Source organism: Terriglobia bacterium, from assembly GCA_032252755.1.
Lineage (GTDB): Bacteria > Acidobacteriota > Terriglobia > Terriglobales > Acidobacteriaceae > JAVUPY01.
This window is the reverse complement of sequence record JAVUPY010000086.1, coordinates 18,419-34,947: the sequence shown is the minus strand read 5'-3', so window position 1 is coordinate 34,947 and position 16,529 is coordinate 18,419. Positions and strand designations below refer to the sequence as shown.

The following is a 16,529-nucleotide window of genomic DNA, read 5'->3' as shown; positions in this document are numbered from 1 at the left end:
CAGATCAGGTGAGCCAAGAAAGCATCTGTCCGAACCACTGTGTGAAGATCATCCAGTAGGCCGTAAGTTTTCTTGTGGCCTTGCCGTTGGGTTCGGCCAGGTAACTGTTGTTGAAGAGGTCCTTGTCGAGCAGGACCTGGTGCGTTGGGTCGATTTCCGCCGAGACGAACTTAGCGTTCTTGTGCCACTCGAATCGATGCCACCGATCCTTGCCGTCCCAGGTTGCGTTCTCTACGTCGCCATTATCGAACTTGACCTGGAGATGCACCGGCATTATGAAGTCGCCCTTGCGATGCACGGTGACGATGGTGTCGTAAGGAACGGTACCTTTCTTCGCGAAGGCTGATTTCCAGTTATTGTTCAACGACTTCGCACTGAGTATCCGGTAGTCCAGAACCTGCGTTCCTTTCACCGCCTGGTCCCAGTACCACGAGAGATCCTGGCCGGCAACTTCGTTCACCGTGTTCATAAAATCTTCTTCGGTGGGATGGGTGAACTTGTAGCGCTCGAACCAGGTGCGGAGCGCCTGCTGCATCTTCTGCTCGCCGATAATGCCCTCGAGCGTGAGCAGCACCGTGGCCGTTTTGCCGTATGTGACAGCACCGTAGGAGTTGGAGGTAACGTAGTCCCAGGCATTATCGGTTAATGGGTCGAGGTCGGCTGAACCCACGTAACTGATGCGCTGCTCGTCGGCATCTCCCATGGTCGCGCCCAGGACGTTGAGCACGTCAGTCTTTTTACCGTAGAGCGCGGCGAGCACCTTCACTTCCGAATAGCTGTTGATCCCTTCGTCGAGCCATGCATCCTCGAATTCATTGGTAGCCACCATGCCATACCAGTACTGGTGGCCGAACTCGTGTTCGACGACGCCCTCCGGCATCATCTTCAGGCCCTTCGGAACGTGGTACATCGAGAGGCCGGTGATGAAGGTCGGATATTCCATGCCGCCTGCCTGCTCGGCGCCGCTCGCGGGATCGACAACCGTGAGCGTGGAGTAAGGATAGGGGCCATACCACTCGTCGAACTTCTTCATCGATCCGAGCGTGACCTGCCGGTAGCGCTCGGCGGTATCCATATGGTCGGGCTGCATCAGAATGCGGATGTCGGTCTTGTTCCCGGCGCTGTTGGTGTATGTGGCGGTTACGACCTTGTAGTTCGGATCCGCGGTCCAGGCGAAGTCGTGGACGTCTTCGGCGTGGTAGGTAACTGTCTTCGTGCCGTCGTTGTTCTTCTTATCCGCGACCCTTATCCCCGTGGCGCCATCGATGAAGTTCTGCGGCATCGTGATGTTGACGTTGTAGACGCCGAAGTCGGCGAAGAACTCGGAGTTTTCGTGGAACTGGTGGCAGTTCCAGGCGCCCTTCCACCACACACCGACCTTGGGGAACCATTGGCCGGCGAGGATGAAGTCCCGTTTGTAGCCGGTGCGCGCCACAACTTCGGGGAACTGGTCATGGAAGGTGATCCGGAATGTCACTTCGCCGCCCGCCGGGACTGGCTGTGGCAGCGGTATCTCAACGACCGTTTTGTCGTCCGTATTGCCGTCGTCGGGCTGAACGTACTTGATTTTGTCGGTCACGTTCTGCGGGGTAGGGAATGTGAGCTTGCTCTTGCCGTCGCCCATGCCTACGACTTCAAATTGCTGGATCACGATGGAGCCTTCACCCTTGTTTCCGGTGCCCCCCATCCCTTCGCGAAAGCCGCCGCGACGGCGTGATTCCTGGTTGAAAGTCGAATGCGGCTGAAAGGCGTTGAGATAGAGATGGAAGGGAAATTTGTCCTGGGGCTTGCCTGTAAAGTTGTGCCAGGTCAGCGTTTCAACGGCGTTGAGCGAGTGCGTCTTCGCGTCATACTTCGCATCGATGTCGTACTGGACAACGCGCTGCGACAATGGGGCTTGCTGTGCTGTCAATATTAATGGGGATAGGACGAGAATGGCGCAGAAAGGCAGCCATAAAAGGCGCATCAGGATCTCCTTGGGAGAACAACGCCGAACAGTGATCTCCGGGGATGCGGGAAGCGTATCGTTCCCCCTGCGGCGGTGTCAATGAAGCGTCCTCGCATCTTGCCACGATTGGATTTCATCGAACGTTCCAAACTCATGGAGTCAACACAATGCCTTCCAGTTCAAACCCGGTGCGGGTGGTCATCATCGGCGCAGGCAATGTAGGCGCCACCTTCGCATACGCTCTGCTGTTTCGTGGACTCGCCGCGGAAATCGTCCTAATCGACGCCAACCGCGCCCGCGCTGAGGGCGAATCCATGGACCTGAACCATGCCGAGCCTTTTACCTACCCCACGCGTGTCTGGGCAGGAGACTACGACGACTGTGCTGGCGCCGCCATCGTGGTTATCACTGCCGGGGCCGGACAGCGCCCGGGAGAAACGCGACTTGATTTGGTAAAGAAGAACGCCGAGATCTTCGGCAAGATCGTTCCCGAAGTGTCGCGTCGAAATCCAGAGGGCATTCTGCTGATCGCGACGAACCCTGTCGATGTTCTGACGCAGGTATCGCAGAAGCTCTCGGGATTGCCGCCGAATCGCGTAATAGGTTCGGGAACAATCCTTGATACGGCGCGGTTCCGGTATCTGCTGGGAAAGCATTTTGGCGTGGAACCTCGCAGCGTACATGCGTACATTGTTGGCGAGCACGGTGACAGCGAGGTTCCAGTGTGGTCGCTGGCGAATATTGCGGGACTGCGCTTGGCCGACTACGCCGATTTGAATGGGATAACGCACGACCAGGCGATGCTCGACGATATCTTTCGGCGCACCCGCGATGCCGCATACCACATCATCGAACGCAAAGGCGCAACTTACTATGCGGTAGCGGCTGGATTGATGCGAATCGTCGAGGCGATTCTGCGCGACCAGCATACTGTGCTCTCGGTATCGAGTCTTATTACCGATTACTACGGCATTGATGGGCTGTGTCTGAGCCTCCCAACTGTGATTGGATGCAACGGGATCGAGCGGGTGCTGCGATTGCAACTCAGCGAATCGGAGCAAATGGCACTCCAGCGGTCGGCTGAGGTGCTGCGGAAAAGTGCAAACACTGTTGGGGTGTGAAGAATTTTGCGGTACCATACGCGAACCATGCCTCATCCAGCCTGAAGGGACGCTTTCGTTCGCGAAGTTCCAGGCCGGCATGAAAAGAATGGGGTGCCATGGCAGAGAGATTTCAGTCCTACGAAGAGTTCTTTGCCTTTTATGTCCGGCAGCACTCGTCTTTCTCCAACCGCCTGATGCACGCTGCGGGGACGACGCTGGGCATCCTGACGGCTGTCGTTGCGTTCGCGACCGGGCATCCTTGGTACGCGCTGCTTTGGATTCCAGTCGCGTATGGATTCGCGTGGATCGGGCATTTCCTGTTGGAGAAGAACACGCCCGCGACTTTCGGACATCCGTTCTGGTCGTTCATTAGCGATTTTCGGATGCTGTTCCTGATGGCCACGGGAAGGCTCGGACCCTACTTGAAGGCATCGGGAAATCGGATGGTCGGGTAATCGGGAAAAGAACAACATGAGCCGAAAGCTGCTTCGTGCGGTGATCTGGATTCTCGTCAGTTTGCTGGGTGCACTGTCGCTGGCGACCATCGCGTTTCGTCGCGGCGAGTCCATCAATGCCATGTGGCTGGTGGTAGCGGCGCTATGTACATACGCCATTGGATATCGTTTTTATTCAAAATTTATCGCGACCAAGCTGCTGGTGCTGGATAAGTCGCGAGCGACGCCGGCCGAACGTCTCGATAACGGCCGCGACTTCGTTCCCACGAACAAGTGGGTCGTCTTCGGACACCATTTCGCCGCGATCGCCGGGCCGGGCCCACTCGTCGGTCCGGTGCTGGCCGCGCAATTCGGATATCTTCCCGGGACCCTTTGGATCATTGTCGGCGCGGTGCTGGGCGGATGCGTGCAGGATTTTGTAATCCTGGCCTTCTCGGTCCGGCGGGACGGTAAGTCGCTGACCGAAATGGCGCGCGAGGAGATAGGCAAAATAGGCGGCATCGTCGCATTCGTAGCTGTGATGTCGATAATCGTGATTCTGCTGGGAGCAGTGGCGGTCGTGGTGGTGAACGCGTTGAAGGGGAGTCCCTGGGGAACGTTCACGATTGCCGCGACGATTCCGATTGCGATCCTGATGGGTGTTTATCTTCGTCGCCTGCGTCCGGGAAAAGTCCTGGAGACATCGGCTCTCGGTTTCGTGCTGGTGCTGCTGGCGATCTTTGGCGGACAGTGGGTCTCGCAATCGCCGTATGCGGGGTGGTTCACATTCTCCGCGCCCGTGCTGGCAATTGCCATCATCGTTTATGGTTTCGCTGCGTCGGCGCTGCCTGTGTGGCTGCTGCTCGCGCCGCGCGATTATCTCAGCACTTTCGTGAAACTCGGAACCATCGGCATTCTTGCGATTGGCATCGTTGTTATGCGCCCCGTGCTGCACATGCCGGCGCTCACTCGGTTTATCGACGGAACCGGACCGGTCTTTGCCGGGAGCCTCTTCCCGTTCGCATTTATCACCATCGCCTGCGGCGCCATCAGCGGCTTCCATTCACTTATCTCGAGCGGAACGACGCCAAAGCTCCTCGAGCGCGAGACCCAGGCGAGGCTAGTCGGCTACGGTGCAATGCTGGCGGAATCGCTCGTCGGCATCATGGCGATGATTGCCGCGTGCGTGCTCGACCCCGGAGTCTACTTCGCGATTAATGCTCCGGCAGGGGTCGTGGGAGCAACTCCGGCAGCGGCAGCACACACGATTTCCTCGTGGGGATTCGTCGTGAGCGCTGATGAGATGGCTATGCTGGCGCGGCACGTCGGCGAGCAGACACTCTTCAATCGCACCGGCGGCGCGCCTGCGTTCGCTGTCGGCATGGCGCACATCTTCTCCGGATCGCTCGGGGGCACGGCGGTCATGGCGATCTGGTATCACTTCGCCATCATGTTCGAGGCACTATTCATCCTGACCGTCCTTGATGCGGGAACCCGGGTCGGGCGCTTCATGTTGCAAGATGGCCTCGGACATGTTTGGAAGCCGCTCGGCCGCACCAGTTGGTACCCGAGCGTCCTGCTGACCTCCGCGATCGTTGTGGCGATGTGGGGCTACTTTACCTGGGCCGGGATCAAGGATCCGCTGGGCGGGATCAATACGATGTGGCCGCTGTTCGGGATATCGAACCAGTTGCTCGCAACTGTGGCGCTCTGTGTGGCGACAACCATAGTGCTTAAGAGCGGGCGTGCGCGTTATGTCTTTGTGACCCTCGTCCCGATGGTGTGGCTGGTAGCGGTGACATTCACGGCAAGCTACGAAAAAGTGCTCAGCTCTAATCCACGGGTCGGCTTCCTGTCGCATGCCGCGCAACTTGCGGCATCCGGAGCGGGGGGCGATACCGCTCGGCTGATTTTCAATGATCGTCTCGATGCCGCGGTGACGATCTTCCTCGTGGTCCTGGTTGTGATCGTTGTGGCCGAATCATTGGTCGAGTGGATCAGAGTCTTGAGCGGACGGAAGCGGGCGGTGACGAGCGAAGCGCCCTTCGTGCAGAGCCGCTTTGCCGAGGAGGAAGGATGAGGGAGCAGTCAACAATTAGGAATCATCATTCAGCCGTGGGGCCAACGGCACAACCAGTTCTTTGTCATCATGAGCAGGCGGCAGCCCCCAGGGGATCCGCTTTTCGGAGAATTGCACAAACCCTTGTCGCCGCCCTTCGCGAGATATTCGACGAAAACGCATACCGCCGCTTCCTCGCCCATCACCACATGACGAACACTCGCGAGAGCTATGCGCTGTATCTGCGCGAATCGAACCTTACGCGCGAACGACGGCCGCGCTGTTGCTGAAAATCCTATCCACGATTTCACGCGCCACTTCGAGACTCGCCGTTGCCGCCGGAGACGGCACGTTCACCACGTGGACGATCCCTTCAGTGAAGACGAAGTAGAAGTCGTCCATCAGCGTGCCGTCGCGCATCAGGGCTTGGCTGCGGACTCCAGTGTGACCGGGCGTAAGGTCGCCTGAGACCAACTCGGGCATCAACTTCTGTAGTGCCAGGACGAAAGCAGCTTTGCTGAACGAGCGATAGTACTCGCCGAGCGCAGCCTTCCAATACTTGCGCGCCATCACCCAGAAGCCGGGGTACCGCAGAATCTCAACAGCTTCGTCAAGGTTGAACGAGGTCTTCCCGTAGCCTTCACGTGCAAACGCCAGTACGGCATTCGGACCGGCATCGGCGCCGCCATAGATGCGCTTGGTGAAGTGCACGCCAAGGAAAGGGAAGCGTGGATCGGGAACCGGGTAGATTAGGCCGCGAACCATGTGAGCTTTATCGGGCTTCAGGTCGTAGTACTCGCCGCGAAAAGGAACACTCTGGATCTCGACCGTTGCTCCGGCGAGGCGTGCGACGCGGTCGCCGTAAAGGCCCGCGCAGTTGATGACCAGTTTGCCGAAGAAATCCCCGGCCCTGGTCTCGACGACAGTTGCGGAATCAGCGCGACGAAAGCCGTGAACGGCTGCATTGCAGCGGATTTCGCCGCCGGCGGCCGCAATGTGCTCGGCGTATTTCTGGGAGACGGCGATGAAATCGGTGATTCCTGTGCCCGGCACGTGAATGCCGGCGATGCCGCTGGCGTGGGGCTCGATCTCGCGAATGTGCTCGCGCGTCAGCTTGCTCAGATTGGGAACACCATTGTTGGTACCGCGAGAGAATAGCTCTTCCAGTGCGGGCAACTCGCTCTTCTCGGTGGCCACGACGACCTTGCCGCAGACCTCATGCGGAACACCGTTTTCACGGCAGAACGCAATCATTCGGGCGGCGCCGGTGACGCACAGCTTCGCTTTCAGCGAGCCGGGCCGGTAATACAGACCGGAGTGGATGACCCCCGAGTTATGTCCGGTCTGATGAGCGGCAATCTCGTTTTCTTTTTCGACCACGAGGAGACTGGTTCGCGGCAATCGCTGCAACAGTTCGCGGGCAGTGGCAAGTCCGACAATTCCGCCACCGATAATGATCACGTCGAAACGGCCGTCTGGCATGGGTCACCTGCGAAATCATTGTATGCGCCCATGCAAGCCGGTCTCGTGATGATAGTCACCTGGGAGAGTTCAAGGACTTCGGCGCGTCCTATTTGCGCAATGTTGCCAATTGCAGGCGGCTCTCACGGACACCAGGGAGCAAGAGGATACGCACCGAAACGCCGCCTGAACGTAAGGGGATGTCCGTTTGCCGGATGCGGACCTCGCCACAGCGACGCTGTTCACGATATCCGTCGAGGTTCCCCTCGCAACTGCAATCGAACTCACCTGTTGTACACTCCACTCATGCGCGTCATGGGCATCGACTGCGGGGGCGAGTACACGGGGTTTGGCGTGGTTGAACAGGCCGACTCCTGCGACCTGCATTGCCTGGAAGTTGGCGCTATACGACTCTCGCCGCAGGACCGGCTGGAGCACCGGCTCGATCAGATCTTCTGCCGGCTCACCGAAATCATCGAGCGCAATCATCCAGAGATCGTAGCCATTGAAGACGTGTTCTACGCCGCCAACGCCAAAACGGCGCTGAAGCTGGGGCATGTGCGCGGAGTCGCAATGCTCTCCGCAGCGCGCTGCGGCCTGGAAGTGGTGGCCTATGCGCCGCTGGCCGTTAAGTCGGCGGTGGTGGGTTATGGTAAGGCTGAGAAGTCACAGGTCCAGATGATGGTGGCTCGGCTGCTGAAACTGGATCGCATTCCGGAGCCCGCCGATGCCGCAGACGCGCTTGCCATCGCGATTTGCCATCTGCATACGGCGGCGACTCTGGAGCGGTACGCGGCGAAGGCGCACTGACCCGCATGACAGAGCGCTCAGTTTCCGTCTAGGAGATAATGAAAGACCAATATGGGTACAAGCATTGCTCGTCATTTCACTCCTCAGCACGACAAAAGGGCTACCGCTATTTTCGGTTCGCTGATATTTCTACTTCCACTTCTCGCATTCTTCGCATCTCCCGCGGCGGCTCAGAACAGTCTTGACCCAGGTCACATGAGCACAGCCGTCCCGACGATCAGTTTCGAAGTCGATTGGAAAGTCGCGAATCCCGCCTGGTACCAGATCACAGTGGATCAGAACGGGCAGGCGACCTACGAGTCGCGGCCTCACACGGCTGATGATCAGCCGCCCGGTGAACCTTACACGCTGCAGTTCATCATGTCGGCGCCGACGCGCGAGCGAATCTTCCAGATCGCCAAGGCTCTGCACGATTTCCAGGGAAACTTCGAGACACGAGCCAAAATAGCCCAGACTGGCAAAAAGACAGTCACTTTCCGGCAAGGCGATAAAGAAACCAAGACTACGCTCAACTACTCTGACAATGCCCAGATGAACGAGTTGATCTCGCTGTTCCAGAAGATGTCGACGACCTTTGAAACCGCGCAGAGGCTGGATTACGACATGAGGTTCGACAAGCTGGGCCTGGATCGCGATCTGAAGGCCATGGTACAGCTCGACAAGGATGGTCAGTTGGGGGAACTGCAGGTGATCGCGCCGACGCTGGAGCGGATTGCCAATGACGAGAGCGTGATGAATATCGCCCGCCAGAAGGCACGAGTGCTGCTGGAGCGGAGCCGGCCAGTGGTGAGTCAGAAGTAGGCACCGTGCGGCAGAGGTGGGAAGAAGATGGGCGCTGGTGTGTGACTTGGGACACCGACGACCCACGGCAACATGACATAATTAGCAACTCTGGCCGTCAATAAGGGTTCTAATAGAGTAAGTAAAGGAGCCATCTATGCGCGCGCGCAGAGTACGATTCGCTCTGGCCGTTGCGGCTGTCCTGCTGTTGCTGGTCCCCGCGCTCTCAGCCCAGAACTCCCATGCGCGAATTGTCCGCCTCAGCTATGTGGACGGACAGGTTCAGGTCACCCGCAACTCCGGCCAAACCGACAAAGCCTTGCTGAACATGCCCATCGTCGAGGGCATGAAACTCTCCGTAGAACAGGGGAGTCACGCCGAAGTGGAATTTGAGAACGACAGCACGATGCGGCTGGTTGGACCCGCACAGGTCGACTTCCGCGAACTGACGCTCAATCCTGAAGGGAAACAGAACAGTCTCATCGCCGTCCACGACGGCCTGGCGTATTTCGACCTGCCAAGGGCAAAGGACAATGAGTTCCTGGTCGAGTTCGACGGACATACCTTCGCCGCCAGGAAGAACTCGCAGTTCCGGGTCGATGTAGCCGGAGATGAGCAGGATCTCGCGGTGACCAAGGGCGAACTGATCCTGCAGGGTGAGCCAAACGAAGTCGCCGTCAAGAAGAACGAGACCATTTCCTACCAGGGCAACGCTCAATACGCTTTGAACAAGGGTGTGGACCCGCTCGGCGCCGATAGCTGGAACAAGGATCGTGAGCAGGACCGGCAACTCCTGGCGCGCTCCGAGCAATACCACGCGAGCAACAGCTACTACGGCAACGCTTACGGCGCCTACGACCTTGCTCGGTATGGCAACTGGTACTACGGGCCGGGCTATGGCTGGATGTGGCGTCCGTATTTCTATGACGCCTCCTATGCCTACGATCCAATGGCGTGGGATCCGTTTGGCAACGGCAATTGGTCCTACTACCCGGGCTTCGGATGGACGTTCATCTCCGGGTATCCGTGGGGCTGGGCGCCTTATCGCTATGGTTCGTGGATGTTCGTTCCGGGATATGGCTGGAGCTGGCGTCCAGGACCACCATCGTACGCGTGGCAGACAGTGCCGGTTGTAGTGAATCCGCCAAGCGGCTTTGCGATACCGAGACCGCCGAATAAGAACATCGAAGTCGCGCCGGGCACGACCATCATCGCGAGACCTTCGACAGGAACGGCGTCGGCAGGCAGAGTTCCGCGACCGGGCCAGACGGTCAGTCGTGAGATCGTGCCCGTGCGCAGGGTAGTTCCTCCGGGCGCACTGAATGCCGGCAAAGTTGGACATGTGCGGGCAATTGGGGTCCCGGGTGGTGAAAACGGCGCCGTGATGCATGGCCGGCCGGGCGCGAAAGGCGTTGAGGCTGGGAAACCCGCCACCGTGCCGAACGCAAAGCTGCCTGCACAGGCTTCACCAAGGGCGGTGGAACACACGCAGCCTCGCATGACACCACCGGCAGCACAGCCACGATCAACGCCGCCACCGGCGCAGCCTCGCATGAGTCCGCCTCCTATGAGAGAACCGTCGATGCGGTCTGAGCCACCACCAATGCGTATGCCGTCAGGGCCGCCACCGTCGATGCCGCGGAGCGAAGGCAAACCGCACTAGAAAACATTGACTTATATGGAACAGGGCGACCGCGAGGTCGCCCTCATTTATTTGCGAGGAGCCGAGCGCTTTGCTTTCAGCCATTTCTGGGGAACCCAGACACGCGCGTTCACCCACGCACCCGTGCCTCTGGGACATAGCTCCACGTTCGATTCTGGATCGTTGTAGTCGAAGTCGAGGGTCCCCTCTTTCATCGCTGCTGGTGTCATTCTTGAATTAGTGTATTCAGGTGCCCAGGAATATTCGTAATTCTCAATAGCTCTCCTTAGGAACCGCTTCTTGAGCGTCAACGCGTCTTCTTCATTTCTACGCCTCTTCTTACCTGACCGCGATTCCCGCATATCCCACCACCCAATCCCTTTCTCCCGAGACATCGCCGGAAGTCGCGTATTTCACGAGTTCCGCTTTGGTCGCGCCAAGGGCCTTCGCGGCGGTCAGCATGACCACTGCCGGTCCATATCCGCACATGGTGATGTGCTCGCGCTGGACGGTCTGATGAAGTCCCTCTGGATCGAGCGCGAGGACGCGATCGATCGCCTTGCGATCTTTCACGCGCGTAATGGAATCGCTCTCGTAGTGGTTCATATCGCTGGAAGCGATGACCATTGCCGGAACGTTCTGTTCGCGGATGACCTCGGCGATCGCATGTCCGAGGCCTTGCAGCGCGTCCAGGCGGCTCGTGCCGACCGTGATTGGAATGAACTGGAAGTTCTTCACGAGCGCCTGAAGGAAGGGAAGCTGTACTTCAAGGGCGTGTTCGGTCTGATGCGCGAGGGGATCTTCGGCGAGCAGGGGAAACTTGGATTTTAAGGATTGTGCGAATTGCGTGTCGATTGGCACCTGGCCGAGAGGCGTCTCCCATGCGCCTTCGCTCACGATGGCGAGCGGTGTCCCCATTCCAGTGTGATTCGGGCAAAGCATCACGTAGCGGTTTGGGAGCTTTAAGGAGCCATAGAGTGCACCCGCGACGTTCCCAGAGTACATGTATCCGGCGTGAGGAGCGACGCAGCCGAGTGCCGGCTGCTTCTCTGCTTGCGTTGAGGTGTATTCACGAATTTCGCGCAACAGGATATCTGCGCGACCCGGGTAGAACTGCCCGGCAACCGCCGGGGGACGAACAACGGAAGCCATAATGACCTCCCGCTACTGCGAAGTTCCGTTCTTCAGTGTTTGATAGATCGATGCCATCTTCTCCAGCGAAAGCGCTTCGGCGCGGACGTCGGGCTTAATCTTTGCGGCGGCGAGGGCTTTCTTCGAGGGTTCGGCGCCATATCGGTCGCGCAGGTTATTTAACAGGGTCTTGCGTTTCTGGCCGAAGGTCAACTTCAGGAATTCGATAAATCCCTCTTCATCGACCTGCAGCGCCTCGAACTGCGGCTCAATCACGATTCGGACCACGCCCGAGTGCACTTTAGGGGGCGGATTGAATGCGTCGGGCGGGAGTGTGAACAGCTTTTCAACCTTCCCATAGAGCTGTGCCGTCGCAGAAAGAAGTCCGTATTCGCTGCCCCCGGGTTTCGCCGCCAGTCGCTCCGCGACCTCTTCCTGCACCATGATGACGATGCGATCGATGTTGTAATGAGCGGCGAACAGCGCCAGCAGGATGTCCGAGGTGATGTAGTACGGCAGGTTGCCGACGACGCGAGCCTTAATCGGCGCTGAAGGGCGCAGGTCACGCAACGGCCCGGGGCGCTTCCCGACGATCGTGCCGATGTCGGTCTTCAGGATGTCTGCTTCAATGACGTCGACATTGGGCAGGCGGGCGTAGCGCATGCGCAGTTGCGCGGAGAGCACGCGATCGAGTTCGACGGCGATAAGCCTTCCAGCGCGCACGGCGAGGAAATCCGTCAGGGCACCCCTGCCGGGGCCGATCTCCATGACAGTGGCCTGGGTGACATCGCCGAGCGCGTCGACAATGCGCTGCATGGCGCCGTGATCGACGAGGAAATTCTGTCCCAGTTTGGGTTTCTTGCTGCCTGCGCCACCTGCGGTCACGGCTGCTTTTGCCAACGGAATGCCGCCTTTCTGCTAGGCTCTACAGTGTCGTTGATTTTGAAATCAAGCTGAATATCGCCGTTTGGCGAACATCCAAAATACTGCGCAAGTTGATTCTTTCATTTATCATTCCGCCGCGCACGCGCGGAGGAGGTTTTCATGCATATAGCATTCGCCGCTTCGGAGTGCGTTCCCTATTCCAAGACCGGCGGCCTTGCCGATGTCGTCGGCGCGCTCCCCAGGGCGCTAGCCGAACTCGGACACCAGGTCAGCGTATTTATCCCCAAGTACCGCCAGACCAAGCTGAACAATCCCAAGGTCCTCATCCAGAGCATTACAGTACCATTTGACGACCAGTACCGGTTCTGCTCCGTGCTCGATGGCGGCCTCGTGGACGGCGTCCATTTCTATTTTATAGATTATCCGCCATTCTTTGACCGCGAGGCGTTATACGGCACATCGCTCGGCGACTATCACGACAATGCCGAGCGTTTCCTGCTCTTCAGCCGCGCCGTAATCGAGGCCTGCAAAATCCTCGGCGTGCCCGACGTGTTTCACTGCCACGACTGGCAATCCGCGCTCATCCCCGTACTGTTGCGCAATCTTTACCAGGACGATCCTGCGTACAGTGACGTGCCGATCGTGTTCACCGTGCACAACATCGGCTACCAAGGCCTGTTCCCGCCGGACACTCTGCCCCTGCTGATGCTTCCGTGGGACCTGTTCACCCTGACCAAGCTGGAATTCTACGGCAAGGTGAACTTCCTCAAGGGCGCGCTCATCTATTCCGACTACATCACCACCGTGAGCCGCAAATACGCGCTGGAAATTCAAACATCAGAATACGGCTTTGGGCTCGAAGGCGTGTTGCGCGCGCGGTCGGGTGTGGTCGCCGGAATTGTGAATGGAGTGGATTACAACGAGTGGAGTCCCGAAAAAGATAAGTTCATCGCGGCGCACTACTCCGCCGCCGACCTCACCGGCAAAGCCGCGTGCCGGCGTGATCTGCTGAAGGAGTTCGGCGTCAATCCCGAGTCCAGGATGCCGGTTGTGGGGATCGTCTCGCGCTTCGCCGCGCAGAAAGGATTTGATCTCATCTCACAGGTAGCAGATCGAATCGCGCTCGAAAACGTCATTGTCGTTATCCTCGGCTCGGGCGATAAGGATTACGAGGATCTATTCCGGCGCTTAAACAAGCAGTTCCCGCAGAAGTTTGCTCTCAAGATCGCCTACGACAACGCGCTGGCGCACAAAATCGAAGCCGGAGCCGACATGTTCCTGATGCCTTCGCGCTACGAGCCCTGCGGGTTGAACCAGATATTCAGCTTGAAGTACGGCACGGTCCCGGTGGTACGCGCCACCGGCGGTCTTGACGATACGATCGAGAACTTCGACCCGACAACCGGGAAGGGAACTGGCTTCAAGTTCCACGAATACAGCGGCGAAGCTCTGCTGGAAACCCTGCACCGCGCACTGGCTGTTTTTCCTGATAAGGCCGCCTGGTCGCAACTGATGAAGAACGGCATGGCCAAGGATTTCTCGTGGGCGGCGTCGGCCAGGGAGTATGTCAAGATCTACGAGCGGGCACTGGTGCTGCGGTCGGCAGGAGTGGTGCCAATGATGGTGTAGCAGGCAGCACTCAGCATTCAGCCCAAGCAAGGATGAGACTCAGTCCAATTCCAGGGTCGTTAAATTCTCGGTGAAGGGGTCCGCCGCGACCGGGGTATCGGGAAACTTCCGATAGATACGCTCGATGATTTCGTTGGCCTGTTGTTCACTGACGAAGGGAAGAAGGCAGGCCCAGTAAAAGGGCATGTCAGCGTACAGCCCCGGTACGTTCTCGCTGGTGCGATGTTCCATGCCCCGGATGCTCATTCGAGGTTCAGTTCTGCGACGGCGATAACTCCCGCCAAAATAGCCAAGCGTCTCGAAATCAAGATTGTTTACCCGAAGTTCTACAGTCTGCTCCCGCATGGACATCACAACTCCGAGCAGTGCGGCAAGTGCAACGATGATGAGCATCAGGCGGTGAGGCACAAATGCGTCGGCCACGATCAGGGCGCAGCCAGTCGTAGCTATAGCACTTACGACCGCAGCAAAACGTCGGCGGAGCGCAACCTTGATCAGGAGACCGTCTGTATCTTCAGCGATCGAAACCTCAGGCGGCCGACCGAGAATCGAATTGTTCGATAAGCTAATCCAACCCATACGCATGAATCTTCGTCAGCAACGTCTTGTAGCTGACGCCCAGTCTTTGCGCGGCTTCAGTCTTGTTCCACTTGCATTCGCGCAGGGTCGCTTCGATCTTTGCTTTTTCGACGGCGCGGACAGCTTGTGCAGAGATGTCGGCCAGGGAGCCGTCGAGTGAGAGTTCCGTTTCGGGTGCGGCGGCGGCGCGAACGTTGGCCGAGAGGCCAAGGTCAGCGGCGTGGAGTTCGGCATCGTTGAGAATGGCCGCACGCTCGATGACATTTTGCAACTCCCGGACATTTCCGGGCCATGAGTGCGCACGAAGGGCTGACAGCGCGTCGACGGCGAACTTCAGGCGCGGCTTCTTTAACTCGCGACGGAAACGGTCGAGGAACGCTTCGGCCAGCAGCACAATATCTTCGCCGCGGTCGCGTAGCGGAGGGATCGCGATAGGGAAGACGTTCAAGCGATAGAACAGGTCTTGTCGAAACTCTCCGGCGGCCGCGGCCTGCGAGAGGTCGCGATTCGTGGCCGCGACGATTCGAACATCGACAGTGACTTCGCCCGAGCCGCCAAGGCGCTCGATCTTCTTCTCTTCCAGCGCACGCAACAATTTTGCTTGCACCGTGAGCGGCACCTCTCCGATTTCGTCGAGGAACAGCGTTCCTCCATGGGCCATCTCGAAGCGTCCGGCCTTGCGCTGGTTTGCGCCGGTGAAGGCCCCCCTTTCGTGACCGAAGAGTTCGTTCTCGACCAGTGTGTCGGGAATTGCAGCACAGTTAATCGCGATGAACGGTTTTTTTGCCCGTGGACTGAGCTGGTGAATCGCGCGGGCGAAGAGTTCTTTTCCAGTACCGCTCTCGCCCAGCAGCAATACGGTTGATTCACTCGGCGCGATACGCTGCATGGCGCGGGCGGCTTCCTGCAGTTTCGGGTGCTCGCCGAGGATGCGCGGCAGGCCCAGGCGTCGCGCGGTCTCTTCGCGGAGAACTACGTTTTCTCGCAGAAGTTGTTGCCGCTCGATAGCGCGTGCGAGCAACTGTTGGAGATGATCGAGGTCGATCGGCTTTTCGATGAAGTCGAAAGCGCCATCGCGCATGGCCTGCACGGCCTGCTGCACAGAACCGTACGCAGTCATCAAAACCACCGGCAGCGTCGCATCGTTGTCGAGCGCGGCCTGGAGCACATCCATGCCGCTGCCGTTAGGGAGCCGCAAATCGGTGAGCACGGCGGAGAATCGTCGCGAAGCCAGCAGCGTCATGGCGGGCGGCGCGTCCGGCGCGGGAACGACTTCATATCCCATGCGCCCGAGCGCTGTCGTCAGCATCTCGCGCAATTCAGCTTTGTCTTCGACGAGGAGGATGGAATCCATTCAACGGCAAAACCGGTAAACGGGAAAATCTTAACCCGATACAACTCACTGCTGCCTCAAAACACCGAACAACGAAGAACCTACACCGGGAACTGAAAACTGACTCAATCTAGTCCGTGAACCCCAGCGCGTCTTGCCGCGTCTTTCATGTCTTCCAACTTGTCCCGTTCGGCGTCGCGTTCCTTCTGTTTCTTGGCGATATCTTCGTGGTACTTCTTTTCCTCTGTGGCCCAGTGAGCTTCGTCGCGCAGTCGCAGTCCGAGATCGGCATAATAGGCCGACATGCGCAATCTGTAATCGCGATCGATCTGCTGTACCTGCTGGTCGAGGCTCTGCACCTTGGCTTCTTGCGCGGCAATCTTGCTCTTCCACATCTCGGTCCGCTTGATCTCCTCGTTCGCAGGCAGAGGACCTTCTTTCGTGGTGAGATCGCTCTTCTCGTCGGCTTTTTCGTCCTTTCCTGCTTTCTCGGCAGAATCTGTCGGAGACGGCTCTGGTGCGACTACGTCGGGGCCCGCGGACCGGATGTCGTCATTAGTGATGACTTTTTCGCCGTGCGGCTTGGGCTTTGCGCGCTCCTGGCGAGCCACATCGCCGAGCGGTTCCTGCGCAGCGGCAAGTGCCGTCGCAGCCACCACGAGAATTGAGCACGCCACCCACTTCCAGAGATGCTTCATAGACACTCCCGCCTCAAGTCGCTGCAGGCAAAGATGA

14 protein-coding genes are annotated in these 16,529 nt (G+C 58.5%); 7 read left to right on the top strand and 7 right to left on the bottom strand.

What is annotated here, in order from left to right:
• Nucleotides 1–4 precede the first annotated feature (4 nt).
• Nucleotides 5–1,966 carry a M1 family metallopeptidase gene (locus tag ROO76_21240; GenBank protein ID MDT8070694.1) on the bottom strand — a complete coding sequence of 654 codons (1,962 nt, stop codon included), beginning with the start codon at nucleotides 1,964–1,966 and terminating at the stop codon, nucleotides 5–7.
• A 149-nt stretch (nucleotides 1,967–2,115) separates the two neighbouring features.
• On the opposite strand from ROO76_21240, the gene ROO76_21235 reads away from it, so the two are divergent.
• The 3 genes from ROO76_21235 to ROO76_21225 all read left to right on the top strand — a co-directional run bounded on the left by ROO76_21235 (nucleotide 2,116) and on the right by ROO76_21225 (nucleotide 5,565).
• Nucleotides 2,116–3,069, top strand: coding sequence for an L-lactate dehydrogenase (locus ROO76_21235; protein ID MDT8070693.1), 954 nt, complete (start codon nucleotides 2,116–2,118; stop codon nucleotides 3,067–3,069).
• A gap of 98 nt (nucleotides 3,070–3,167) precedes the next feature.
• A complete protein-coding gene (locus ROO76_21230) occupies nucleotides 3,168–3,506 on the top strand; it encodes a DUF962 domain-containing protein (GenBank protein MDT8070692.1) in 339 nt (112 codons plus the stop codon).
• Nucleotides 3,507–3,522: 16 nt separating this feature from the next.
• Nucleotides 3,523–5,565 carry a carbon starvation CstA family protein gene (locus ROO76_21225; GenBank protein MDT8070691.1) on the top strand — a complete coding sequence of 681 codons (2,043 nt, stop codon included), beginning with the start codon at nucleotides 3,523–3,525 and terminating at the stop codon, nucleotides 5,563–5,565.
• Between the two features lie 237 nt (nucleotides 5,566–5,802).
• Here ROO76_21225 and lhgO read toward each other — a convergent pair whose 3' ends face one another.
• A complete protein-coding gene (gene lhgO, locus ROO76_21220) occupies nucleotides 5,803–7,026 on the bottom strand; it encodes an L-2-hydroxyglutarate oxidase (GenBank protein ID MDT8070690.1) in 1,224 nt (407 codons plus the stop codon).
• A 285-nt stretch (nucleotides 7,027–7,311) separates the two neighbouring features.
• Between lhgO and ruvC the strand changes: the two genes are divergently transcribed.
• The 3 genes from ruvC to ROO76_21205 all read left to right on the top strand — a co-directional run bounded on the left by ruvC (nucleotide 7,312) and on the right by ROO76_21205 (nucleotide 10,258).
• Nucleotides 7,312–7,815: a crossover junction endodeoxyribonuclease RuvC gene (gene ruvC / locus ROO76_21215; GenBank protein MDT8070689.1), complete on the top strand. Its 504-nt coding sequence runs from the start codon at nucleotides 7,312–7,314 to the stop codon at nucleotides 7,813–7,815.
• Nucleotides 7,816–8,010: 195 nt separating this feature from the next.
• Nucleotides 8,011–8,616: a hypothetical protein gene (locus tag ROO76_21210; GenBank protein ID MDT8070688.1), complete on the top strand. Its 606-nt coding sequence runs from the start codon at nucleotides 8,011–8,013 to the stop codon at nucleotides 8,614–8,616.
• Between the two features lie 136 nt (nucleotides 8,617–8,752).
• A complete protein-coding gene (locus ROO76_21205; protein MDT8070687.1) occupies nucleotides 8,753–10,258 on the top strand; it encodes a FecR domain-containing protein in 1,506 nt (501 codons plus the stop codon).
• A 318-nt stretch (nucleotides 10,259–10,576) separates the two neighbouring features.
• On the opposite strand, the gene amrB is transcribed toward ROO76_21205, so the two are convergent.
• Together amrB and rsmA are read right to left on the bottom strand one after the other, a co-directional pair.
• Nucleotides 10,577–11,389, bottom strand: a complete 813-nt coding sequence (gene amrB / locus ROO76_21200; GenBank protein ID MDT8070686.1) for an AmmeMemoRadiSam system protein B — start codon at nucleotides 11,387–11,389, stop codon at nucleotides 10,577–10,579.
• A 12-nt stretch (nucleotides 11,390–11,401) separates the two neighbouring features.
• Nucleotides 11,402–12,268, bottom strand: a complete 867-nt coding sequence (rsmA, locus tag ROO76_21195) for a 16S rRNA (adenine(1518)-N(6)/adenine(1519)-N(6))-dimethyltransferase RsmA (GenBank protein ID MDT8070685.1) — start codon at nucleotides 12,266–12,268, stop codon at nucleotides 11,402–11,404.
• A 144-nt stretch (nucleotides 12,269–12,412) separates the two neighbouring features.
• On the opposite strand from rsmA, the gene glgA reads away from it, so the two are divergent.
• Nucleotides 12,413–13,882 (top strand): glycogen synthase GlgA, encoded by a 1,470-nt coding sequence (gene glgA / locus ROO76_21190; GenBank protein ID MDT8070684.1) that lies wholly within the window; start codon nucleotides 12,413–12,415, stop codon nucleotides 13,880–13,882.
• A 39-nt stretch (nucleotides 13,883–13,921) separates the two neighbouring features.
• Here the strand turns inward: glgA and ROO76_21185 are convergent, their stop codons facing one another.
• From ROO76_21185 to ROO76_21175, 3 genes are all read right to left on the bottom strand, one after another.
• Nucleotides 13,922–14,461, bottom strand: a complete 540-nt coding sequence (locus ROO76_21185; GenBank protein ID MDT8070683.1) for a hypothetical protein — start codon at nucleotides 14,459–14,461, stop codon at nucleotides 13,922–13,924.
• Nucleotides 14,448–15,815 carry a sigma-54 dependent transcriptional regulator gene (locus ROO76_21180; protein ID MDT8070682.1) on the bottom strand — a complete coding sequence of 456 codons (1,368 nt, stop codon included), beginning with the start codon at nucleotides 15,813–15,815 and terminating at the stop codon, nucleotides 14,448–14,450. Before ROO76_21180 ends, ROO76_21185 begins: the two co-directional genes overlap by 14 nt.
• Before the next feature lie 104 nt (nucleotides 15,816–15,919).
• Complete coding sequence (locus tag ROO76_21175; protein MDT8070681.1) at nucleotides 15,920–16,492, bottom strand: hypothetical protein; 573 nt, start codon at nucleotides 16,490–16,492, stop codon at nucleotides 15,920–15,922.
• Nucleotides 16,493–16,529 lie beyond the last annotated feature (37 nt).

Coding starts and splice junctions, on each gene's coding strand:
- glgA (MDT8070684.1), top strand. CDS start 12,413: ATGCATATAGCATTCGCCGCTTCGGAGTGCGTTCCCTATTCCAAGACC.
- ROO76_21175 (MDT8070681.1), bottom strand. CDS start 16,492: ATGAAGCATCTCTGGAAGTGGGTGGCGTGCTCAATTCTCGTGGTGGCT.
- ROO76_21230 (MDT8070692.1), top strand. CDS start 3,168: ATGGCAGAGAGATTTCAGTCCTACGAAGAGTTCTTTGCCTTTTATGTC.
- ROO76_21235 (MDT8070693.1), top strand. CDS start 2,116: ATGCCTTCCAGTTCAAACCCGGTGCGGGTGGTCATCATCGGCGCAGGC.
- ROO76_21180 (MDT8070682.1), bottom strand. CDS start 15,815: ATGGATTCCATCCTCCTCGTCGAAGACAAAGCTGAATTGCGCGAGATG.
- amrB (MDT8070686.1), bottom strand. CDS start 11,389: ATGGCTTCCGTTGTTCGTCCCCCGGCGGTTGCCGGGCAGTTCTACCCG.
- ROO76_21210 (MDT8070688.1), top strand. CDS start 8,011: ATGAGCACAGCCGTCCCGACGATCAGTTTCGAAGTCGATTGGAAAGTC.
- lhgO (MDT8070690.1), bottom strand. CDS start 7,026: ATGCCAGACGGCCGTTTCGACGTGATCATTATCGGTGGCGGAATTGTC.
- ROO76_21240 (MDT8070694.1), bottom strand. CDS start 1,966: ATGCGCCTTTTATGGCTGCCTTTCTGCGCCATTCTCGTCCTATCCCCA.
- ROO76_21205 (MDT8070687.1), top strand. CDS start 8,753: ATGCGCGCGCGCAGAGTACGATTCGCTCTGGCCGTTGCGGCTGTCCTG.
- ROO76_21225 (MDT8070691.1), top strand. CDS start 3,523: ATGAGCCGAAAGCTGCTTCGTGCGGTGATCTGGATTCTCGTCAGTTTG.
- ruvC (MDT8070689.1), top strand. CDS start 7,312: ATGCGCGTCATGGGCATCGACTGCGGGGGCGAGTACACGGGGTTTGGC.
- ROO76_21185 (MDT8070683.1), bottom strand. CDS start 14,461: ATGGGTTGGATTAGCTTATCGAACAATTCGATTCTCGGTCGGCCGCCT.